The organism is Streptomyces sp. NPDC020958 (genome assembly GCF_055562175.1).
The window spans coordinates 335766-356350 of sequence record NZ_JBVHFU010000005.1; the positions used below are offsets into that span (position 1 = coordinate 335766).

At 71.0% G+C, this 20585-nt stretch carries 20 protein-coding genes and 1 tRNA gene; 10 read left to right on the forward strand and 11 right to left on the reverse strand.

From position 1 onward, the window contains the following. Positions 1-67: 67 nt before the first annotated feature. The 6 genes from ACZ3KP_RS18470 (at position 68) to ACZ3KP_RS18495 (ending at position 4203) form a co-directional block, all read left to right on the forward strand. A complete protein-coding gene (locus ACZ3KP_RS18470; RefSeq protein WP_467500958.1) occupies positions 68-1033 on the forward strand; it encodes an ABC transporter ATP-binding protein in 966 nt (321 codons plus the stop codon). After that, on the forward strand, positions 1023-1931 hold the full coding sequence (locus tag ACZ3KP_RS18475) for an ABC transporter permease subunit (protein WP_132888288.1): 909 nt from the start codon (positions 1023-1025) through the stop codon (positions 1929-1931). The genes ACZ3KP_RS18470 and ACZ3KP_RS18475 overlap by 11 nt, the downstream gene beginning before the upstream one ends. After that, on the forward strand, positions 1928-2839 hold the full coding sequence (locus ACZ3KP_RS18480) for an ABC transporter ATP-binding protein (RefSeq protein ID WP_467500755.1): 912 nt from the start codon (positions 1928-1930) through the stop codon (positions 2837-2839). The genes ACZ3KP_RS18475 and ACZ3KP_RS18480 overlap by 4 nt, the downstream gene beginning before the upstream one ends. Positions 2840-2849: 10 nt before the next feature. After that, positions 2850-3569, forward strand: coding sequence for an ABC transporter permease subunit (locus tag ACZ3KP_RS18485; protein WP_132888287.1), 720 nt, complete (start codon positions 2850-2852; stop codon positions 3567-3569). A gap of 85 nt (positions 3570-3654) precedes the next feature. Continuing rightward, positions 3655-3867: an SGM_3592 family protein gene (locus ACZ3KP_RS18490; protein ID WP_467500758.1), complete on the forward strand. Its 213-nt coding sequence runs from the start codon at positions 3655-3657 to the stop codon at positions 3865-3867. A 230-nt stretch (positions 3868-4097) separates the two neighbouring features. Further along, positions 4098-4203, forward strand: a tRNA-OTHER gene (locus ACZ3KP_RS18495). A gap of 19 nt (positions 4204-4222) precedes the next feature. Here the strand turns inward: ACZ3KP_RS18495 and ACZ3KP_RS18500 are convergent. The 9 genes from ACZ3KP_RS18500 to ACZ3KP_RS18540 all read right to left on the reverse strand — a co-directional run bounded on the left by ACZ3KP_RS18500 (position 4223) and on the right by ACZ3KP_RS18540 (position 14248). Further along, positions 4223-5023: an HAD family hydrolase gene (locus ACZ3KP_RS18500; protein ID WP_467500760.1), complete on the reverse strand. Its 801-nt coding sequence runs from the start codon at positions 5021-5023 to the stop codon at positions 4223-4225. Further along, positions 5020-6297, reverse strand: a complete 1278-nt coding sequence (serS, locus tag ACZ3KP_RS18505) for a serine--tRNA ligase (RefSeq protein ID WP_467500762.1) — start codon at positions 6295-6297, stop codon at positions 5020-5022. The genes ACZ3KP_RS18500 and serS overlap by 4 nt, the downstream gene beginning before the upstream one ends. A gap of 542 nt (positions 6298-6839) precedes the next feature. Next, positions 6840-7775, reverse strand: a complete 936-nt coding sequence (pheA, locus tag ACZ3KP_RS18510) for a prephenate dehydratase (protein ID WP_467500764.1) — start codon at positions 7773-7775, stop codon at positions 6840-6842. A gap of 91 nt (positions 7776-7866) precedes the next feature. Then, positions 7867-9144 (reverse strand): iron uptake transporter deferrochelatase/peroxidase subunit, encoded by a 1278-nt coding sequence (efeB, locus tag ACZ3KP_RS18515; protein WP_467500766.1) that lies wholly within the window; start codon positions 9142-9144, stop codon positions 7867-7869. A gap of 7 nt (positions 9145-9151) precedes the next feature. Continuing rightward, entirely contained in the window at positions 9152-11155 is a 2004-nt protein-coding gene (locus ACZ3KP_RS18520) for a copper resistance CopC/CopD family protein (RefSeq protein WP_467500768.1), read from the reverse strand. A gap of 14 nt (positions 11156-11169) precedes the next feature. Next, positions 11170-11631 carry a copper chaperone PCu(A)C gene (locus ACZ3KP_RS18525; RefSeq protein WP_467500960.1) on the reverse strand — a complete coding sequence of 154 codons (462 nt, stop codon included), beginning with the start codon at positions 11629-11631 and terminating at the stop codon, positions 11170-11172. A gap of 53 nt (positions 11632-11684) precedes the next feature. Next, positions 11685-12338, reverse strand: coding sequence for an SCO family protein (locus ACZ3KP_RS18530; protein ID WP_467500770.1), 654 nt, complete (start codon positions 12336-12338; stop codon positions 11685-11687). Between the two features lie 117 nt (positions 12339-12455). Continuing rightward, a complete protein-coding gene (locus tag ACZ3KP_RS18535) occupies positions 12456-13205 on the reverse strand; it encodes a YcnI family copper-binding membrane protein (protein ID WP_467500772.1) in 750 nt (249 codons plus the stop codon). 182 nt (positions 13206-13387) lie between these two features. Further along, entirely contained in the window at positions 13388-14248 is an 861-nt protein-coding gene (locus ACZ3KP_RS18540; protein WP_467500774.1) for a hypothetical protein, read from the reverse strand. Between the two features lie 322 nt (positions 14249-14570). Between ACZ3KP_RS18540 and ACZ3KP_RS18545 the strand changes: the two genes are divergently transcribed. The 4 genes from ACZ3KP_RS18545 to ACZ3KP_RS18560 all read left to right on the forward strand — a co-directional run bounded on the left by ACZ3KP_RS18545 (position 14571) and on the right by ACZ3KP_RS18560 (position 17513). Next, positions 14571-15020, forward strand: coding sequence for an ATP-binding protein (locus tag ACZ3KP_RS18545; protein ID WP_132888277.1), 450 nt, complete (start codon positions 14571-14573; stop codon positions 15018-15020). 38 nt (positions 15021-15058) lie between these two features. Then, entirely contained in the window at positions 15059-15634 is a 576-nt protein-coding gene (locus ACZ3KP_RS18550) for a GNAT family N-acetyltransferase (RefSeq protein WP_467500777.1), read from the forward strand. Positions 15635-15715: 81 nt separating this feature from the next. Next, positions 15716-16687 carry an intradiol ring-cleavage dioxygenase gene (locus tag ACZ3KP_RS18555; protein WP_467500779.1) on the forward strand — a complete coding sequence of 324 codons (972 nt, stop codon included), beginning with the start codon at positions 15716-15718 and terminating at the stop codon, positions 16685-16687. Positions 16688-16697: 10 nt separating this feature from the next. Next, positions 16698-17513: a triphosphoribosyl-dephospho-CoA synthase gene (locus tag ACZ3KP_RS18560; RefSeq protein WP_467500781.1), complete on the forward strand. Its 816-nt coding sequence runs from the start codon at positions 16698-16700 to the stop codon at positions 17511-17513. A 59-nt stretch (positions 17514-17572) separates the two neighbouring features. Here ACZ3KP_RS18560 and ACZ3KP_RS18565 read toward each other — a convergent pair whose 3' ends face one another. Both ACZ3KP_RS18565 and ACZ3KP_RS18570 read right to left on the reverse strand, forming a co-directional pair. Next, entirely contained in the window at positions 17573-19066 is a 1494-nt protein-coding gene (locus ACZ3KP_RS18565; protein WP_467500783.1) for an aminopeptidase P family protein, read from the reverse strand. A gap of 89 nt (positions 19067-19155) precedes the next feature. Beyond that, positions 19156-20541: a PP2C family protein-serine/threonine phosphatase gene (locus tag ACZ3KP_RS18570; protein WP_467500785.1), complete on the reverse strand. Its 1386-nt coding sequence runs from the start codon at positions 20539-20541 to the stop codon at positions 19156-19158. Positions 20542-20585: the final 44 nt, after the last annotated feature.

The following is a 20585-nucleotide window of genomic DNA, read 5'->3' on the forward strand; positions in this document are numbered from 1 at the left end:
ATGTGAAGACGGCTCTCGGGTCTGACGACCGGACGTGGTCCAGGTCACTACCTTCGACGTTGTGACTGTGATCGCGACCGAAAGCCTGAGCAAGCGGTTCCCCCGGGTGACCGCGCTCGACCGGCTGTCCGTGGACATCGGACCCGGTGTGACCGGACTCGTCGGAGCCAACGGCGCCGGCAAGTCCACCCTGATCAAGATCCTGCTGGGTCTGTCCCCCGCGACGGAGGGCCGCGCCGAGGTGCTCGGCCTGGATGTCGCGACCAAGGGCGCGGCCATCCGCGAGCGGGTGGGCTACATGCCGGAGCACGACTGCCTGCCGCCCGACGTCTCGGCCACCGAGTTCGTCGTGCACATGGCCCGGATGTCCGGCCTGCCGCCCACCGCCGCCCGCGAGCGCACCGCGGACACCCTGCGCCACGTCGGCCTCTACGAGGAGCGGTACCGCCCCATCGGCGGCTACTCGACCGGCATGAAGCAGCGCGTGAAACTCGCCCAGGCCCTGGTGCACGACCCGCAGCTGGTCTTCCTGGACGAGCCGACCAACGGCCTCGACCCGGTCGGCCGCGACGAGATGCTCGGCCTGATCCGCCGCATCCACACGGACTTCGGCATCTCGGTCCTGGTCACCTCGCACCTGCTCGGCGAGTTGGAGCGCACCTGCGACCACGTGGTCGTCGTGGACGGCGGCAAGCTGCTGCGGTCCAGCTCCACCACGGACTTCACGCAGACCACCACCACCCTCGCGATCGAGGTCACCGACAGCGACGAGCACCCCGACGGCACCCGCGCGGTGCGTGACGCGCTCACCGCGCGCGGGATCGAGACGGACAACGAGGGCGCAGGCCTCCCCGGCGCCGGCCACATCCTGCTGCTCACCGCCCAGGGCGAGGAGACCTACGACCTGGTCCGGGACGTCGTCGCCGACCTGGGCCTCGGCCTGGTGCGCATGGAGCAGCGCAGACACCACATCTCCGAAGTGTTCACCAGCAGCGACGAGCAGCGGAAGGAGGCGACCGTCCATGGCGGTTGAGCAGCCCCTGGCCACCCCCGCGGGTGACCAGTCCCGTATCCACGACATCGGCTACCGCGGCTACGACGGCCCGCGCCTCGGCCGCGCCTACGCCCGCGTCTCCCTCTACTCGCAGACCCTGCGCGGCTCCTACGGCCTCGGCCGCTCGGTGAAGTCCAAGGTCCTGCCCATGCTGCTGTTCGCGGTGATGTGCGTGCCGGCGGCCATCATGGTCGCCGTCGCCGTCGCCACCAAGGCGCACGACCTGCCGGTGACCTACTCGCGGTACGCGATCATCATGCAGGCCGTGATCAGCCTGTACGTCGCCTCGCAGGCACCCCAGGCCGTCTCCCGCGACCTGCGCTTCAAGACCGTCCCGCTGTACTTCTCGCGGCCCATCGAGACCGCCGACTACGTCCAGGCCAAGTTCGCGGCCCTCGCCTCGGCCATGTTCATCCTCACCGGCGCCCCGCTGGTCGTGCTGTACGTGGGCGCCCTGCTCGCCAAGATGGGCTTCGCCCACCAGACCAAGGAGTTCGGCCAGGGACTGCTCTCGGTGGCCCTGCTGTCCCTGCTGTTCGCCGGCATCGGCCTGGTCATCGCGTCGGTCACCCCGCGCCGTGGCTTCGGCATCGCCGCCGTGATCGCCGTACTGACCATCTCCTACGGCGCGGTCACCACCCTCCAGGCCATCGCCGACTCCCAGGGCAGCGCCGGCGCCGTCCCGTGGATCGGCCTGTTCTCACCGGTCACCCTGATCGGCGGCCTGAGCACCGCCTTCCTCGGCGGCACCAACACCTTCCCGGGCGGCGACGGTCCCACCCACGCCCAGGGCGTGGTGTACCTGCTCGTCATCCTCGGTCTCGTCGCCGCGACCTACGGCCTGCTGCTGCGCCGCTACAAGAAGGTGGGACTGTGACCACACTCTCCATCGACCACGTCTCCCGCTGGTTCGGCAACGTGGTCGCCGTCAACGACATCACCATGACCATCGGCCCCGGGGTCACCGGCCTGCTCGGCCCGAACGGCGCGGGAAAGTCCACCCTCATCAACATGATGGGCGGCTTCCTCGCCCCCTCCACCGGTACGGTCACCCTCGACGGGCAGCAGGTCTGGCGCAACGAGGCGATCTACCAGCACATCGGCATCGTCCCCGAACGCGAGGCGATGTACGACTTCCTCACCGGCCGTGAGTTCGTGGTCGCCAACGCCGAGTTGCACGGACTCGGTGCCAAGGCGGCCCAGCGGGCGCTCGCGACGGTCGAGATGGAGTACGCGCAGGACCGCAAGATCCAGACGTACTCCAAGGGCATGCGCCAGCGCGTGAAGATGGCGTCCGCCCTGGTCCACGACCCGTCCCTGCTCCTCCTCGACGAGCCTTTCAACGGCATGGACCCGCGCCAGCGCATGCAGCTGATGGACCTGCTGCGCAGGATGGGCGACGAGGGCCGGACGGTCCTGTTCTCCTCCCACATCCTCGAAGAGGTCGAACAGCTCGCCTGGCACATCGAGGTCGTGGTGGCCGGCCGGCACGCGGCCAGCGGCGACTTCCGCAAGATCCGCCGTCTGATGACCGACCGCCCGCACCGTTACCTGGTCCGCTCCAGCGACGACCGCGCGCTCGCGGCGGCGCTCATCGCGGACCCCTCCACCTCGGGCATCGAAGTGGACGTCACCGAGGGTGCGCTGCGCATCCAGGCCGTCGACTTCGGCCGTTTCACCGCGCTGCTGCCGAAGGTCGCCCGCGACCACGGCATCCGGCTGCTCACGGTCTCGCCGTCCGACGAGTCCCTCGAATCCGTGTTCTCGTATCTGGTCGCGGCGTAGGAGGCCGAAGATGTACGACCCCACAGTCGCCCGGCTCACCTACCGGGCCCTGCTCGGCCGTCGCCGGGCCCTCATCCTGGGTGCCCTGCCCCTGCTGCTGATCGTGATCTCCGTGGTCGTCCGCGGCCTCGCCGGCGCCGACGACCAGACGGCCGCCGACCTGCTCGGCGGCCTCGCCCTCGCGACCATGGTGCCGCTCATCGGCGTCATCGCGGGCACGGGTGCGATCGGCCCCGAGATCGACGACGGCTCGGTGGTGTACCTCCTGTCCAAGCCGATCAAACGGCCGACGATCATCTTCACCAAGCTGATCGTGGCGATCGCCGTCACCATGGTGTTCTCGGCCCTGCCGACCCTGATCGCGGGCTTCGTCCTCAACGGCAACGGCCAGCAGATCGCCGTCGCCTACACGGTGGCCGCGCTGGTCGCGTCGATCGCCTACGCGGCGCTCTTCCTGCTGCTGGGCACGGTCTCCCGGCACGCGGTGGTCTTCGGGCTCGTCTACGCCCTGGTCTGGGAGGCGCTGTTCGGCTCCCTCGTCCCGGGCGCGCGCACACTGAGCGTCCAGCAGTGGTCCCTGGCGGTCGCCCACAAGGTGACCGGTGGTGACCTGGTCACGTCCGACGTGTCCCTGACCACGGCCACCGTGCTGCTGGTGGTGGTCACCGTCCTGGCGACCTGGTTCGCGGGCCAGAAGCTGCGCTCGTTGACGCTGGCGGGCGAGGAGTAGACGGCCTGCCTCTTTACTGACGGGGGCTTCACCTGCCGCCGGGCAGACTGGTCAAAAGGGGGACGTTCTGTGGAGAGGGACGGGGATGGCTGAGGGCTTCGAAGGCGCCGACTGGGACGGCGTCGTCCTGGACGAGGACTTCATACGGTCGGCCGAGACCTCGGAGCCGTCCGCGCGGGCACGCATGCTTGCGGCGCGGTGGCGCGCGGAGAGGCCGGAGCCCCAGCCGTGGCGGTCGGACGAACCACCGGCGGGGTGGTTCTTCAGCAAGGGGCGGCGCAGGTGGTGGCGCCGGTGAGGCCGTGGGGCGGCCGCGCGCGGCCGCCCCACGAATAATCACTGGCGGCCGACTCGGCCCCTCGGCACAGTAGTGGTGTCAGCCCACCATCGGGGAGAGGAGCCGGACGATGTCCCTGCACGACAGTACGTCCCGCTCCCGACAGGGCAGCCTTCGGCGGATCGCCGTGTAGCTGCCCGGGGCGGCCGCTTCGAGCACGCGATGGTCGCTCTCGCGTGGGCCGCCCACCCGGAGGATTGGCCGAGTGGAAAGGCACCGGCTCGCACTGTGCTCCAACAGACGCGAGTCGTGGTCGGGCCTGAGCAGCCCGCGCACGTTCGATCCGTGCATCCTCCGCGGAACCCGCAGGCCCGCTTCAGCCGAGCAGACGCTCCACGACCGCCGCGATGCCGTCCTCCTCGTTGGAGGACGTCACCTCGTCGGCCACGGCCTTCAGCTCCTGATGGGCGTTGGCCATGGCCACCCCGTGAGCGGCCCAGGCGAACATCGGGATGTCGTTGGGCATGTCGCCGAAGGCGATCGTGTCCGCCGCCTTCAGACCGAGCCGGCGTGCGGCCAGCGACAGACCCGTCGCCTTCGACAGACCCAGCGGGAGCAGTTCCACGATCCCCGCGCCCGCCATGGCCACGCTCACGAACCCGCCGGCCGCCTGGCGCGCGGCCTCGGCCAGTTCGTCGTCGGAGAGGTCGGGGTGCTGTATGTAGATCTTGTTCAGCGGTGCCGACCACAGGTCCGCGGCGTCCGTCAAGGGGGTCGACGGAAGGTGACCGGTCACGGCGTACCCCGGGCCCACCAGCACATCACCGTCGAGTCCGTCCCGGCTCGCCGCCAGGTGGAGCGGGCCGACCTCGGCCTCGATCTTCGCCAGCGCGACCCCGGCCAGCTGACGGTCCAGGGTCACGGACGTCAGCAGGCGGTGCGACCCGGCGTCGTACACCTGCGCCCCCTGGCCGCAGACGGCGAGGCCGTCGTAGCCGAGGTCGTCGAGGATGTGCCGGGTCCAGGGGACCGCGCGGCCGGTGACGACGATGTGCGCGGCGCCCGCCGCGGTGGCCGCGGCGAGCGCTTCACGGGTGCGCCGGGAGATCGACTCGTCGGAGCGCAGCAGCGTCCCGTCGAGATCGGTGGCGATGAGCCCGTAGGGGAACGAGGTCACCGGGACACCGGCTCCAGGACCTCCCGGCCGCCCAGGTACGGGCGCAGCACCTCGGGCACGCGCACCGAGCCGTCGGCCAGCTGGTGGTTCTCCAGGATCGCCACGATCGTGCGCGGAACGGCGCACAGCGTGCCGTTGAGCGTCGCGAGCGGCTGCACCTTCTTGCCGTCGCGCATCCGGACGGACAGCCGGCGGGCCTGGAAGCTGTCGCAGTTGGAGGCCGACGTCAGCTCGCGGTACTTGCCCTGGGTCGGGATCCACGCCTCGCAGTCGTACTTGCGGGAGGCCGACGCGCCGAGGTCGCCCGAGGCCACGTCGATGACCTGGAAGGGCAGTTCGAGGCTGGTCAGCCACTGCTTCTCCCAGTCCAGGAGCCGCTTGTGCTCGTTCTCCGCGTCCTCGGGGGCGACGTAGGAGAACATCTCGACCTTGTCGAACTGGTGCACGCGGAAGATGCCGCGGGTGTCCTTGCCGTACGTGCCCGCCTCGCGGCGGAAGCAGGGCGAGAAGCCCGCGTAGCGCAGCGGCAGCCGGTCGGCGTCGAGGATCTCGTCCATGTGGTACGCGGCGAGCGGTACCTCGGAGGTGCCGACCAGGTAGTAGTCGTCCTTCTCCAGGTGGTACACGTTCTCGGCGGCCTGGCCGAGGAAGCCGGTGCCCTCCATGGCGCGCGGACGGACCAGCGCCGGGGTCAGCATCGGGGTGAACCCGGCCTCGGTGGCCTGCGCGATGGCCGCGTTGACCAGCGCAAGCTCGAGGAGGGCGCCGACACCGGTGAGGTAGTAGAAGCGGGAGCCGGACACCTTGGCGCCGCGTTCGACGTCGATGGCGCCCAGCGCCTCGCCGAGCTCCAGGTGGTCCTTGGGCTCGAAGCCCTCGGCGCCGAAGTCGCGGATGGTGCCGTGCGTCTCCAGGACGACGAAGTCCTCCTCGCCGCCGACCGGGACGTCGGGGTGCACGAGGTTGCCCAGTTGCAGCGCGAGGCGCTTGGTCTCCTCGTCGGCCTCGTGCTGCTCGGCGTCGGCGGCCTTGACGTCGGCGGCGAGCTGGCTCGCCTTCTGCAGCAGCTCGGCCTTCTCGTCGCCGGAGGCCTTGGGGATGAGCTTGCCGAGCGTCTTCTGCTCGTTGCGCAGCTCGTCGAAGCGGACGCCGGACGACCTGCGCCGCTCGTCGGCAGAGAGGAGGGAGTCGACGAGCGCGACGTCCTCTCCACGGGCGCGCTGGGACGCGCGCACACGGTCGGGGTCCTCACGGAGCAGGCGAAGGTCAATCACGGAGTCAAGGCTACCGGTGCGGGGTTGCCCCCCACGACTCACTATTCCCACGTGTTCCGATTCACGGCTTACGTTCCGTTATGGGTGAATTGCCGATCGTGTCAATAAAAAGTGTCTCACTCCCTGGGACGGGGCACGTCTCCGGCCCTCGGTTGACTCGAAATCCTTGCGGAGAACGGGACTTGGGGGCCGAGTTGTCCACAGGTATCCACGCCCCCGTGAGAGTTATCCACAGGGTGTGTGGAAGGGGTGTGGACTTCGAAATCGATCACTCCGCAAGCCTCGTGCGAAGGGAGGAATTCCCTTCCCAAACCAGGACAACACCCACTTTCGAGTGGAAAGGCGTCGCTCCAGAAGATGAACCAAGGGAAACGAGTGAACGAAGGGTGATGTGAGCGAGCGGGGTCCCGCCGAGGGAACGTAGGCCGATTTGTCGACAGGTTCGTGCGTCCCTGTCGACTTGTCCCCAGGTCGAGAAGAGCGCCTGTGGATAACTTCTGTGGATAACGAAGATACGAGAGTACGACTGGCTGTACGACCGGCTAGAAGCGGCCGTCCTGGCAGCGTGCCACCCAGTCCGAAGCCGCCATGAACTCCGCGTCAGAAGTCCCCGGCAGCGTCGGCCCCGTGGTCTCGCCGGGACGGACGTCCGCCCGCGGATACGAGCCCAGGAACCGCACCTGGCGGCAGATCCGCTTCAGCCCCATCAGGGCCTCCGCCACCCGCCGGTCGGAGATGTGGCCCTCGGCGTCGATGCAGAAGCAGTAGTTGCCGATGCCGGCACCGGTCGGCCGGGACTGCAGGAGCATCAGGTTGATGCCCCGGGTGGCGAACTCGCCGAGCAGGTCACGCAGCCCGCCGGGATGGTCCTCGTTCTGCCAGAGGACGATCGAGGTCTTGTCCGCGCCGGTCGGGGCCGCGGGCCGAGCCGGACGGCCGACGAGCACGAACCGGGTCTGCGCGTTCTCCGCGTCGTGGATCCCGGTCTCCAGGGCCTCCAGGTGGTACCGCTCGGCCGCGAACTCACCGGCGAACGCGGCGTCGTAGCGGCCCTCCTGGACCAGCCGGGCACCGTCCGCGTTCGACGCGGAGGACTCCCACAGGGCTTCGGGGAGGTGGGCGCGCAGCCAGTTGCGCACCTGCGGCTGGGCGACCGGATGGGCGGTCACCGTCTTGATCTCGGAGAGCTTGGTGCCCGGCCGGACAAGCAGCGCGAAGGTGATCGACAGCAGCACCTCGCGGTAGATCATCAGCGGCTCACCCGCGACCAGCTCGTCGAGGGTCGTGGTGACTCCGCCCTCGACGGAGTTCTCGATCGGCACGAAGGCGGCCTCGGCCTCGCCGTTCCTGACGGCGTCCAGGGCGGACTGCACGGAGACGTACGGGACGAGCTCCCGGGTGGCGGACTCCGGAAGCGTGCGCAGGGCGACTTCGGTGAAGGTGCCTTCGGGACCGAGATACGCATAGCTCGCTGGCATGTCCCTCACCCTAATGGGCGCAGCCATGCCTGGCCGACCTGTCTCACCGGAACCACTCGACCGGGTGGTTTGAAACCTGAGAGGGCCCGTGTCACCCCTCCAGCAGTCGCTGTCCCACGTACTCCCCGTCGGCCGCCCCGCCCGGCACCGCGAACAGCCCGCTCGCCTCGTGCCGGATGTACTGCGACAGGGCGTCCCCGCGGTCCAGCTTCCGCTGCAGCGGCACGAAGCCGCGCAGCGGATCCGCTTGCCAGCAGACGAAGAGCAGCCCCGCGTCGGGCGTCCCGTCCGCGTCGATGCCGTCGTGGTACGAGAACGGGCGCCGCAGGATGGCCGCGCCGCCGTTCTGGTCGGGCCGTGTGATCCGGGCGTGGGCGTTGACCGGGACCACGTACTCGCCGTCCGCCCTGGCCTTCTCCAGGTCCATGGCCGTCGTCTCGGTCCCCCCGGACAGCGGCGCCCCGTTCGACTTCTTCCGTCCGATCACGTTCTCCTGGGCCGCGAGCGACAGCTTCTCCCAGTCGTCGAGAAGCATGCGGATCCGTCGTACGACGGCGTAGGAACCGTTCGCCATCCACGCGGGCTCCCCCGAAGAGGGCACGAAGATCCGCTGGTCGAAGTCGGAGTCGGTCGGCTTCGGATTGCGGGTGCCGTCCAGCTGGCCCATGAGGTTGCGGGCCGTCATGGGGTGGGCGGTGGCGCCCGGGGTGCGGTTGAAGCCGTTCATCTGCCAGCGCACCCTGGCCGCGCTGCCGGCGTCCTTCTGGATCGCGCGCAGGGCGTGGAAGGCGACCAGCGCGTCGTCGGCGCCGATCTGCACCCACAGGTCGCCGTTGCTGCGCGCCTTGTCGAGATGGTCGGAGGAGAAGTCGGGCAGCGGGTCCAGGGCCGACGGCCGCTGCTTCTCCAGCCCGGTACGGGCGAAGAAGGTGTTGCCGAAGCCGAAGGTGATCGTCAGCGACGAGGGACCCGCGTCCCTGGCCACGTCCGTGTCGTCGTGGGTCGTCGGCTCGCCCGCCATCAGCCGGCCGGCCGTCGCCGACCAGCGGCGCAGCAGCGCGGCGGCCTCGGTGCGGCCCGCGCCCGCCGCCAGGTCGAAGGCGATCAGATGACCACGCGCCTGAAGGCCCTCGGTGATGCCCGGCTGATGTTTCCCGTGAAACATCGCGCGGCCGGAGCCCACCGAGCTGAGCGGGGTGGCCCGGGCGGGCGCGGCGGCGTAGCCGACGCCCGCGCCCGCCGCGCCGAGCGCGAGCCCGGTGGCCCCGGCGGTGCCGAGCAGCGCGCGCCGGCTGACGCCGCCGGCCGGAGGCGTCGACGGGGTCTCGCCGGTGACCGGTGGACGAAGGGACTGGGACTGTTCAGCCATGGTGCGTTCAGCCGATCTGCGCGTGCTTGGAGACGGTCACCTGGTCGATGTCGGAGGTCCGCACGGTCACGGAGACGGTCCAGTCGCCGGCCATGGGGATCTGCACTCCGTTGGCGGACCAGTGCCCGGTGGTGACGTGGTCGGGTGCCACGGGAAGCGGCCCGATCTTCTTGGCGGCGAGAGTGAAGGAGACCTTCACCTCGGGGACGTCGAAGGCCCGCCCGTTGGGTCGCTGGACGTAGACGTGCATCTCGTTGCTGCCCACCGTCGCGGGGTCGAGGTCGACGCGGACGACGCCCTTGCCGTCCTTGCCGCCGGTGTCGAAGGACATGTCGAGGGTCAGCGCACCACCGGACGAGGAGTCCGACGACGAGGACGAGGAGGAGGACGCGGCGGCGGCCTTGGCGTCCAGTTCGGTACGGCCGGGCTCGGTCTGGGTCAGCACGGTGGTGACCGCGAGCAGGACGACGGCGACCCCGGCCTCCGCGAGGACCGAACGGCGCAGGCCGAAGCGGTCCGGGTCGGCGTCGCGGACGCGCTTTTGCCGGGCGGCGTCCTTGGCGGCCTGCTGCCGGGCCAGTTGGGCGGCGCGCTCGGGGTCGTCGGCGCCGGAGGCGGCCTTTCCGGCGGGCACGTCCTCGGAGGTCCCCGAGGCACGGGCTCCGGAGGCCTTCTTCGCGGCGGCGGACGCCTTGACCGTCTCCTTCTCCTCCTCGGCGGCCGGCTGCTCCTCGGCTGCGGCACCCCGGCCGCTCGACCTCCGGGCCTTCGCGACCGCCGGGTCCGCCAGCCGTCCCGTCCAGCGCCGTGAGACGGACGCGATGCCGACGAGCAGCGCCACGAGACCGATCTTGACCAGCAGCAGCTCTCCGTACGTGGTGTCGGTGAACGCGGACCAGGAGCCCAGCTGGCGCCAGGACTGGTAGATGCCGGTGCCCACCAGCGCCAGCACGCTCGCGAAGGCGACCCGGGAGAAACGCCGTACGGCCGCGGACTCGACCGGTGCCTCGGCGGGCGCCCGGTACAGGGCGACCAGCAGGGCGGTGAGGCCGCCCAGCCAGGTGGCCACGGCGAGCAGGTGGATCACGTCGACCGGCATCGCGATGCCCGGCTGGAGTCCGGTGGAGGCGTGCTCGGCCATGGCCCAGCTCGCCGCGAGCCCGGCGGCCACCACGGTCCCGCCGATGGCGAGCCCGAAGGTCAGGTCGCGCTTCTCGGTGCCCTCCTCGCGCTTGTCGTAGGCCCCGAAGAGCACGGCGATGAACAGCGCGGCGGCCGCCAGCAGCAGCAGCCGGGAGACCAGGGCCGCGCCGGGCTTGGTTCCCAGGACCTGGCCGAGCAGGTTCAGGTCGACGATGTCGCCTACGCTGCCGGAGGTCGTGTACGAGCCGCGCAGGAGCAGCAGCCACAGGGTGGACGCGGTCAGCGTCAGCCAGCCGCCGACGACGAGCCGCTGCAGGGCCCGTACCCCGGAGCCGCGCTGCCAGCAGGCGAGCACGAAGGCGGCGCCGCCGACGAGCACGATGTACCCGGCGTACGACAGGTAGCGCCCGAAGCCGTAGAGCCAGCCGACGACTCCGCCGCCCGCGTCCTGGTTCCCGACCGAGGCGACGGTCTTGGAGGGCGCCCCGACCGAGAAGGTGTAGGCGCCGGCGACGGGGTGGCTGTCCGCGGAGACGACCTGCCAGGCGACGGTGTACGTGCCCTTGCCCAGGCCGCTCTTGAGCTGGACCCCGTAGGTGGTAGCGGACAGGTTGTCCGGCTTGGCGGTGTCCACCCGCTTGCCCCGGGGGTCGAGGACCCGGATCGAGTTGCTGTTCATCGAGACGTTCTCGGAGAACGTGAGCGAGACCTGGTCGGGTGCCGTCGGGACCACCACCCCCTGGGCGGGGTCGCTGCCGGTCAGCGCGGCGTGCGCGGAGGCCGGCCCGGCGCCCGCCAGCAGCGCGCCGGTGACGGCGAGGAACAGCAGCACCAGGGTGCGCAGGCGGGGGGTGATGGTCCGCGTCAAGGTCGGTCTCTCCCTCAGTGTCCGGTCGACGGGTTGTACGTGGCGGACCTCACCGGCATCTCGACGGTGAGCGGACCGGATTCGGCGAACTTGAGTCTCACCGTGATCGTGTCGCCCTGCTCCGGGCGGCGCTTCAGCTTCTCGAACATCAGATGGTTGCCGCCGCTTTTGAACACGAGTTGACCGTGGGCGGGCACCTCGAAGGAGCCGACCTCCTGCATCGCGCCGCCGGCGGTCTCGTGCATGGTGATCTCACCCGCGGCGTCGCTGGTGACGGAGGTCAGCTCGTCCTTCGTGTCGCCCTTGTTGGTGATCGTCAGGAACCCGGCGGCCATGTCGGCGGTGACCGGCTGGGGCATGTAGGAGGCGCCGACGGACAGTACGGCGCCCGAGGAACCCGACGCCCCCGAGCCGCCGCAGCCCACGAGTGCCAGCGCGCCCGCGAGGGCCGCACCGGTCGCGGCCACTCCGGTCAGGGCGAGCCGCCGCCCGGTCAGGACCGGACGGCCCGCGGTCCGCGCCGGACGCTTCACGGGTTCTCCCCCTTGATCAGCTTGGGGAGGTCCTTGGTGTAGTCGTCGACGGTGGCGTTCTCGCCGTACAGGACGTAACCGCCGTCGGTCTTCGGCGAGAACGCGATGACCTGGGTGCCGTGCACCGAGACGACCTTGCCGGTCTTCTTGTCCTTGTGGGTCGGCTCGATGGAGATGCCGAGGGTGCGGGCACCGGCCTGGATGGTGGCGAAGTCGCCGGTCAGGCCGACGAAGGTGGGGTCGATGCCCTTCAGCCACTTGCCCAGTTCGGACGGGGTGTCACGGGCCGGATCGGTGGTGACGAACACGACCCGCAGTTTCGCCTGGTCGGCCTTGGACAGCGCCTTCTTGGCGACCGCGAGGTTGTTCATGGTCAGCGGGCAGACGTCGGGGCAGTGCGTGTAGCCGAAGTAGACCAGCGTGGGCCGGCCCTTGGTCTCGGCACGGAGGTCGTATTTCTTGCCCTGGGTGTCGGTGAGGACCAGGTCCGGCTTCTCGAAGGGCTGGTCCAGGATGGTCGCGGCCTTGTTCGAGGTGTCGCCGGAGACCACGGTGACGGGTGACTTGGCGTCGTCGCCGCTGCCGCAGGCGGAGAGGGTCAGGGTGGCGGCGGCGAGCAGGGCGGCCGCGGCGAACGTCTTCTTGCGCATAGAGAAATGTCCCAGATGTGAGAGATCCGGCACGCACCGGGGTCGTACGGGGCAGCTACGGGGCAGCGGAACTCCGACAGCCTCGCACGACCCCCTGTGCGCGATACGGAAGGGCGCTCAGGCCTCGGAGCCCGTGGACCGGCGGCGTCCGGCGGCGACGCCGTAGGCGACCCCGGCGGCGCCGACGACGATGCCGACGATTCCGAGGACGCGGGCGGTGGTGTCACTGCCGCCGGACGAACCGGAGTCGTCGGAGGCCGTGGTCCCGGTCCTGGCGGAGGTCTCCGCGGCGGTGTCCTCGGCGGCCGCGGTGCCGTGGTGGTCGCCGGTGGCGGCGGACAGCGCGAGGACCGGGGCCGGGTTCTCCGGCTCCTCCTGGCCCTTCTGCTGGACCTCGATCCACCGGACGACCTCCTTGTTGGAGTACGTCTGGAGCGCCTTGAAGACGAGTTCGTCGGTGTTCTCTGGCAGGGCGCCCACGGAGAGCGGGAACTTCTGGAAGTAGCCCGGCTGGATGCCCTTGCCGTCGGTGGCGGTCCAGGTGACCTTGGTGACCGCCTCGCCGATCTTCTCGCCGTGCATCACCAGCGGCTTGGCCAGCTTGGACTTGGTGACGTCGATCTTCCAGCCGGCCATCGGCTGCGGCATCACGGAGGCGATCGGGTGGTCGGCGGGGAAGGTGACCTCGACCTCGGTGGTCGAGGCGTCGTCGCGCTCGTTCGGGACCTTGAAGTCGATGACCGCGTAACCGCCCTTGGCGGCGGTGCCCTCGGGCTGCACGCTGACGTGCGCGAACGCGGGCGAGGAGACGGCGAGTACGGCCGTACCCGCGGCAGCGGTGACGGCGGCGATACGAGAAGCCTTCATGGCGGGGAGCACTCCACTCTGAGTGAGTTCTGTCGGTGGGGGTGCGCGCACGGTCCCGTCCGCCGTCGGTGGCGCATCACAGGCGGCCGTCGGCGATCGGGGGGAAGCGCGCACGGGCGTGCCGCACGACGGCGGCCGGCCCCTCCGGACGAACCCCGGGGGAGTGCTCTGGTCGTGTCGTGTCAGGCGGCGAGGTCGAGTGCGGCGGCCGTCGGCGGCCCGCGCCGGAGCAGGGAGTGCTGGAGCGTGACGGTGCGCGGGGCGGGCGGTTCGTCCCAGCCCGCGCCACGACCGCCCCGCGCGAGCGCCTCGGGCCCGGCGACAAGCCCGGCGCACAGTGCGCACGCCAGCGCGAGCGCGCCGCGCAGGGAACGTACGAGCGCCCCCTCCGTGACCCCGTGCGCCGACAGGTCGAGCAGTCGCAGCAGCGCCAGGTCGCCCCGCCGCAGCAGCCACCCGGCCACGACGGCCGCGAGCAGATGTCCGAGCAGCATCGGCACGGAGGGCAGCAGGGAAGCGGAGGATCCGGTGGCGTCCGACGCGTGGGCCATCGCGCTCATGTCCATGGCCGGGCCGGAGGTGCCGGGAACCGGTCCGGAGGTGCCGAGATGCGCCGCGGAGAGGATCTTGTACGCGTGGGCGGGGCTGATCTGCGCCGCCCCGGCCCCGCACAGCAGCTCGGCCGCCCGCTGGACCAGCGTCGCGTCGTCCGCGGGCGACGAGGAGCCGGAGGACATCGCGGAGCCGGCGGCCATCGCCGTACCGCCGTGCTGGCCGAGCCCGAACAGCGTGTGCAGCACGCTCTGCAGGACCGCCAGCAGGGCGACGGTCCCCGGCAGCGAGCGGGCCCGCCCGGTCAGCGGTGCGACGAGCGCCATGGTGCTCAGGAAGCCCACCCCGAGCGTCCACAGCGGAACGGTCGCGCAGGAGGCCATGGTGTGCCCCGCCGCGGCCAGCATGACGCAGAGCGCGGCGAACACCGCGGCCCGCGGGAGCCGCAGTCCGCTTCCGGGGCGCGCGACGCGCGGGCGGGGGGCAGTCATGGCGGGCTCATCATCGCACTGGACCCGGTCCCCCTTGACGGCAGGTCCGGAAGATTCCGTTACCGCCGGAGACGTCGGAAGGCCCCGCAGGAGCCGTCCGGCGCCGGAAGCGGAAGGCGGCCGGCCGGGCGGCGGGCGGCTCGCCGACGGGGAAGGAGAGGCAGAAGCGGAAGATCGTTTTGTGCCGAACCAGCCGCTCATACACCGAAACCTCCCCGGGCGCATCCCCCGGATGGGCGTTCTCACATGAACGGAGTGCTTACACGCGCGCACAGCTGGCAATAGGTATCGGTATGTCGAGCCGCGGCCGGGAGGCTGGAGCATGAGCATCTGGTGGTCACTCCATCTGCGGCGTGAGGCCGCGAGCGTGCCGCTCGCCCGCCGGCTGCTGATCGGCACCATGGAAACGGCGGGCGTCGACCCGGACATCTCCTACGACCTCTCCGTCGCCCTCAGCGAGGCCTGCGCGAACGCCGTCGAGCACGGCGGCGCCGGCCGTCCCTCCGAGGCGTACCGGGTCACCGCCTACCTGGACGGCGAGAAGTGCCGTATCGAGGTGGCCGATTCGGGGCCGGGGGTCGGCCCCGGGTTCGCCCGCACCCAGGACATAAGGCCCGCCCGTCCCGACGCCGAGCACGGCCGGGGGCTCTGTCTCATCAGAGAACTCGCCGATCACGTCCACATCGGCAGCAAACCGGGCCGCAGCGGCACGGTGGTCAGCTTCGACAAGATCCTCAAGTGGAAGAAAGATCCTTCCCTGCTTTCGGCATGACTCTCGCTCCCGGATAACCCGCGCGCTAGGGTGCGCGCATGATTCTCAGTAAGATCAAAGAAAGCCTCATCCTGCCCGACGTCATATTGCGGCCCATTGCTCTCGGTGACGCGAAAGCACTGTGCTCCGCGTATGCCGTCAACCGCAGTCACCTCGCACCCTGGGAACCGGTCAGACCCGATTCCTTCTTCACCGTCGACGGTCAGACCGAACGCATCGATGGCCTGCTGAAACAGGCCGCGGACGGGGTCATGCTGCCGCTGCTCATGGAGTCGGTCCGCACCGGCGGGATCGTCGGCGCGATCACTCTTTCCGGAATTACCCTCGGTCCTTTCTGCAGCTCCTACGTCGGCTATTGGGTGGCCGGTGACCAACAGGGCCGCGGGCTGGCCACCGCCGCGCTGGAACGGGTCTGTGAGATCGCCGAGGAGGTCGTCGGACTCCATCGGATCGAGGCGTCCACCCTCATCGACAACACGACGTCACAACGCGTGCTGAAGAAATGTGGATTCGAGACGATCGGTGATGCCCCGCAGTATCTCCACATCAATGGAGAATGGCGGGACAGCCGGCTCTTCCAGCGGATCCTGCACCACCACGACCCGGCTCTGTGACCGGGGCTTCCCGGGCGTTCACAGGTCCCTGCCAGCTCCGGCCCATGCCCCTGACAAACGGGGTTCCTAGCTTCGTCGGCCATGACGGGAAACCACAAAGACAGGTCGATCACCCGCCGTCGCGCCCTCGTGGTGTCCGGCGGCACGGTGGCGGCCGGCGGCCTCGCGGTCGCCGGCTTCCAGACGGCCTTCGCCGACACCGCCGACGGCACCGACGCGGACGCCACGGCCTCCGCGAGTTCCACCAGCAGTGAGTGCCTGACGCTGATGAGCAGCGTCACGGAAGGCCCGTACTACCTCGACGGTGCCTTGGTGCGCAAGGACATCACCGAGGGCAAGGCAGGCGTCCCGCTGACCCTCCGCCTGACCGTCGTGGACGCCACCGACGGCTGCACGCCCGTCAAGGGCGCGGCGGTCGAGATCTGGCACTGCGACGCCTGGGGCTACTACTCCGGTTACACCACCGCCAACCCCGGCGGCTCCGCCCCCGCGGAGAGCGAGGAGGGCGACTCCGCCGACGACCAGACCTACCTGCGCGGTTACCAGCTCGCGGGCGCCAACGGGGTCGTCAAGTTCGAGACGATCTTCCCCGGCTGGTACACCCCGCGCACCTGCCACATCCACGTCAAGGTGCACACCGGCGGCGCGAAGGAGGACGGCACGTACGAGGGCGGCACGGTCAACTACACCGGTCAGCTGTTCTTCGCCGACGACATCGCCGAGGAGATCTTCACGCTCGACCCCTACGCGAAGCACACCGGCAGTTACACCGTCCTCGCCGACGACATGGTGTACGACGGCGGCGGCGCCGCCAGCGGTCTGCTGACCCTGAAGGCGGTGCACAAGAAGGATCCGTCGAAGGGCTACAAGGGTTCCCTGACCCTGGCCATCGACCCGGACGCGGAGAACACCGGCGCCGGCAGCGGTGGGGGCGGGACGCCTCCCAGCGGTGCCCCGAGCGACGCGCCCACGGGCACCCCGCCGAGCGGCGCCCCGACCGGCAGCGGCACCCCGACCGACAGTGCCTCCCCCTCGGCCTCCGCCTCCGCCTAGGGCAAGGGACATGACACGTCGCGAGGACGACGCGCTGGCGCTGGCCGCCGTGGCCGCGCTCACCGGTCAGCTGGCGCTGGCCCCCAAGCCGGGCCTGCCCGACCCGCGTGACCTGGACGCCCGCAGCAGGCGCCGGGAGCACGACAGTCTGCGCTGGTCGGCCAGGGCGCTCGGGCCCGGCCTCGCGGCGATGGCCGCCGCCGCCCGCCGCACGGGCACACCCACGCCGGTGCTGCGGGCGGAACTCGGCGCGATCGGCCGGTGCACCGAGCACTCGGTCCGCCTGGCCGGCGGCGGCCACAAGGGCGCGCTGTGGGCGCTCGGCCTCCTGGTCGCCGCGGCCGCCCTGAATCCCCGGGCCAAGGTCCGCGAGATCGCCGCGACGGCCCGCGGGATCGCCGCGTTCAACGACAAGGGCGCCCCCAAGCGCCCCTCACGGGGTGCGACGATCTCCGCGAAGTACGGCGCGCCCGGCGCCAGGGGCGAGGCCAGGGCCGGGTTCCCGCACGTCCGGCGCGCGGTGGAGGCCCTGGCGACGGCCCGAAGGGCGGGCGCCACCGAGAACGAGGCCCGCCTGGACGCCCTCCTCACCGTGATGTCCACGCTCCAGGACACCGAACTCCTCTACACCGCGGGCCCGCTGGGACTGCGCCAGGTCCAGGCAGGCGCACGGGAAGTACTGGAGGCGGGCGGCACGGCGACAGCGGCGGGCGCGGCGGCACTGCGCACCCTGGACACGGACCTGCACGAGAAGGGCTGGAGCCCGAGGGGCAGCGCGGGCCTGCTGACCGGAGCGTTGTTCCTGGACGCCTTGCCTTCTCTGTGACGCCGCGACCGGAGCGCCTGGCCGGGCACCTCCCGGTACCCGGCCGTTCAGCGCACGCGTCAGCCCTTGAGCGAAGCCATCCACGCCTCGACCTCGTCCGACCGCCGAGGCAGCCCCGCGGACAGGTTACGGTTCCCGTCCTCCGTCACCAGGATGTCGTCCTCGATCCGGACCCCGATCCCCCGGTACTCCTCCGGCACGGTGAGGTCGTCGGCCTGGAAGTAGAGCCCCGGCTCGACGGTCAGCACCATCCCCGGCTCCAGGACGCCCTCCACGTACGTCTCGGTGCGCGCGGCGGCGCAGTCGTGGACGTCGAGGCCGAGCATGTGCCCGGTGCCGTGCAGCGTCCACCGGCGCTGCAGCCCGAGCTCCAGGACCCGCTCCACCGGCCCTTCCACGAGCCCCCACTCGACGAGCCGCTCGGCCAGCACCCGCTGCGCGGCATCGTGGAAGTCGCGGTACTTGGCGCCCGGCTGCACCGCCGCGATCCCGGCCTCCTGCGCGTCGTACACGGCGTCGTAGATCTTCTTCTGGAGCTCGCTGTACGTGCCGTTGACCGGGAGCGTGCGCGTGACGTCGGCGGTGTACAGGCTGTGCGTCTCGACGCCCGCGTCCAGGAGGAGCAGGTCGCCGGAGCGCACCGGGCCGTCGTTGCGGACCCAGTGCAGGGTGCAGGCGTGCGGGCCGGCCGCGCAGATGGAGCCGTAACCGATGTCGTTGCCCTCCACGCGGGCGCGCAGGAAGAACGTGCCCTCGATGTAGCGCTCGGAGGTGGCCTCGGCCTTGTCGAGGACCATCACGACGTCCTCGAAGCCGCGCACGGTCGAGTCGACGGCCTTCTGCAGCTCGCCGATCTCCCATTCGTCCTTGACCAGGCGGGCCTCGGAGAGGAAGACGCGCAGTTCCTCGTCGCGCTCGGCGGTGACCTTGTCGGTCAGCGCCTCCTGGATGCCGGCGTCGTGGCCGCGTACGACCCGGACCGGGCCGGTGGCCTCGCGCAGCTTGTCGGCGAGCTCGCGTACGTCGGCGGCGGGGATGCCGTAGAGCGTCTCGGACTCGGTCAGGGAGTGGCGGCGGCCCACCCACAGCTCGCCCTGGCCGGAGAGCCAGAACTCACCGTTCTCCCGGTCGGAGCGGGGCAGCAGGTAGAGGGTGGCCACATGGCCGTCGTCCTTCGGCTCCAGGACGAGTACGCCGTCCTCCGTCTGGTTGCCGGTGAGGTAGACGTATTCGACCGACGCCCGGAACGGGTAGTCCGTGTCGTTCGAACGGGTCTTCAGGTTGCCGGCCGGGATCACCAGGCGCTCGCCCGGGAAGCGGGAGGACAGCTCCGCGCGGCGGCGGGCGGTGTGCGCGGCCTGCTCCACCGGGGTCAGGTCACGCAGCTCCGTGTCGGCCCAGCCGGACTTCATGCTCTCGGCGAGCTCGTCGGACACGCCCGGGTACAGGCCGTTCTTGCGCTGCTTGATCGGCTCTTCGCTCTCTTCCGGGGTCTCCGGGGTGAGCTCGTCGGCCACGTCATCCTCCTCGACACTGCTGCGGATGCCGTCCATCGTACGTTCGTACCGAACGGCGTCCCAGGGTCGTAGGACTCCCGGCGAGGTGGACTCCCGGCGAGGTGGACTCCTGGTCTTCCGTCCGGTCAGTCGAAGCGGGCTGCCAGCAGGACGACGTCCTCCTGGCTGTCGGCCGTGTCCAGTCCGTCGGGCAGCACCGTGCGCAGCACGTGGTCGGCGATCGCCCCGGGGTCGTGGCGCAGCGCCCGGGGGACGCTCGCGGCGGCCGTGTGCAGACGGGCGAAGGCGCGGTCCATGGGGTCGCCGGTACGGTGCAGCAGCCCGTCGGTGTACAGCAGAACCGTCTCGCCCGCCTCTGCCTGGATCTCCACGCTGGGCGCCTCCCAGCAGGCGAGCATCCCGAGCGGCGCGGACACCGAGGTCTCCGCGAACACCGTGCGGTGCGCGCCGATCAGCAGCGGTGGACTGTGCCCGGCGCCGGCCAGGGTGACCTTGCGCAGCGCGGGTTCGCAGTACGCGAACAGGGCGGTGGCGGACCGGGCCGGCTCGGTCAGCCTGAGCAGCAGTTCGAGGTCGGAGAGGACCGCGACCGGGTCCTCGCCCTCCATCACGGCGTACGCGCGCAGGGAAGCCCGCAGCCGCCCCATCGCGGCGACCGCGCTCGGTCCGGAGCCGGTCACCGAACCGACCGCGAGACCGAGGGCCGCGTCCGGCAGCGGCAGCGCGTCGTACCAGTCGCCGCCGCCGCGCGGGCCGGTGCGGTGCCGGGCGGCGAGCTGGACGCCGGCCACCCGGGGCAGCCGGGAGGGCAGCAGTTCCTCGGCGATGGTCGCCATGCACGCGCGCGTGCGCGCCACCTCCAGCAGCCGGGCCAGGTGTTCGGCCGCATGGCGCACGTACAGGCCGACCAGGTGCCGTCGGCGCTCGTGCGGTTCGGCCGGCTCGTCGTAGAACCAGACGACCGCCCCGAGACGGGTACCGGCGGCGGTGGTGAGGGGGAGCGCGTAGCTGGCGGCGTAGCCGAGGCGGAGGGCGACCTCGCGGTGCCGGGGGTCGAGACCGTCCTCGGCGAACAGGTCGGGGTGCACGATCTCGGCGGTGGTGCCGGTGTCGTACGGCAGCGCACCGCGCGGGACGGTCTCCAGGTGGCCGAGGTCGGCGCGGCCGAGGCCGAGGCCGATCGTGGTGTGCGGGCCGGCAGCGTCGGCGGGTTCCAGCGCTACGAGACCGCGCCGGGCGCCCACGAGGGCGGCACCGGCGCGCAGCAGTTCCTGGAGGGCGGTCTCGGGTCCGTCGGTCCGGGCGAACCGTTCGGTCAGTTCATGGAGGGTGGTGAGGTCGGAGACCCAGCCGGCCAGCCGGTCCTGGAGGAGGGTGCCGGGGGCCGGGGCCGCAGGGGCCTTCGGGACGGGTGGTGCGCCCGGGGCGGGGGGAATCGGCGCGACAGTGTGGGTGGGCGCGGGAACCGTTGAATCGATTCCAGCCACTTTCGGAGGATGCGGGGCGCTCATCGTGTCCGGCTCTCAGACCCGTGCGTACTGCTCAAAAGCATCGC

Excerpts from the sequence above, each read along its gene's own strand:
- ACZ3KP_RS18475 (WP_132888288.1), top strand. The coding sequence starts at position 1,023 with ATGGCGGTTGAGCAGCCCCTGGCCACCCCCGCGGGTGACCAGTCCCGT.
- ACZ3KP_RS18485 (WP_132888287.1), top strand. The coding sequence starts at position 2,850 with ATGTACGACCCCACAGTCGCCCGGCTCACCTACCGGGCCCTGCTCGGC.
- ACZ3KP_RS18490 (WP_467500758.1), top strand. The coding sequence starts at position 3,655 with ATGGCTGAGGGCTTCGAAGGCGCCGACTGGGACGGCGTCGTCCTGGAC.
- pheA (WP_467500764.1), bottom strand. The coding sequence starts at position 7,775 with ATGCCAGCGAGCTATGCGTATCTCGGTCCCGAAGGCACCTTCACCGAA.
- efeB (WP_467500766.1), bottom strand. The coding sequence starts at position 9,144 with ATGGCTGAACAGTCCCAGTCCCTTCGTCCACCGGTCACCGGCGAGACC.
- ACZ3KP_RS18530 (WP_467500770.1), bottom strand. The coding sequence starts at position 12,338 with ATGCGCAAGAAGACGTTCGCCGCGGCCGCCCTGCTCGCCGCCGCCACC.
- ACZ3KP_RS18535 (WP_467500772.1), bottom strand. The coding sequence starts at position 13,205 with ATGAAGGCTTCTCGTATCGCCGCCGTCACCGCTGCCGCGGGTACGGCC.
- ACZ3KP_RS18540 (WP_467500774.1), bottom strand. The coding sequence starts at position 14,248 with ATGACTGCCCCCCGCCCGCGCGTCGCGCGCCCCGGAAGCGGACTGCGG.
- ACZ3KP_RS18545 (WP_132888277.1), top strand. The coding sequence starts at position 14,571 with ATGAGCATCTGGTGGTCACTCCATCTGCGGCGTGAGGCCGCGAGCGTG.
- ACZ3KP_RS18550 (WP_467500777.1), top strand. The coding sequence starts at position 15,059 with ATGATTCTCAGTAAGATCAAAGAAAGCCTCATCCTGCCCGACGTCATA.
- ACZ3KP_RS18555 (WP_467500779.1), top strand. The coding sequence starts at position 15,716 with ATGACGGGAAACCACAAAGACAGGTCGATCACCCGCCGTCGCGCCCTC.
- ACZ3KP_RS18560 (WP_467500781.1), top strand. The coding sequence starts at position 16,698 with ATGACACGTCGCGAGGACGACGCGCTGGCGCTGGCCGCCGTGGCCGCG.
- ACZ3KP_RS18565 (WP_467500783.1), bottom strand. The coding sequence starts at position 19,066 with ATGGACGGCATCCGCAGCAGTGTCGAGGAGGATGACGTGGCCGACGAG.
- ACZ3KP_RS18570 (WP_467500785.1), bottom strand. The coding sequence starts at position 20,541 with ATGAGCGCCCCGCATCCTCCGAAAGTGGCTGGAATCGATTCAACGGTT.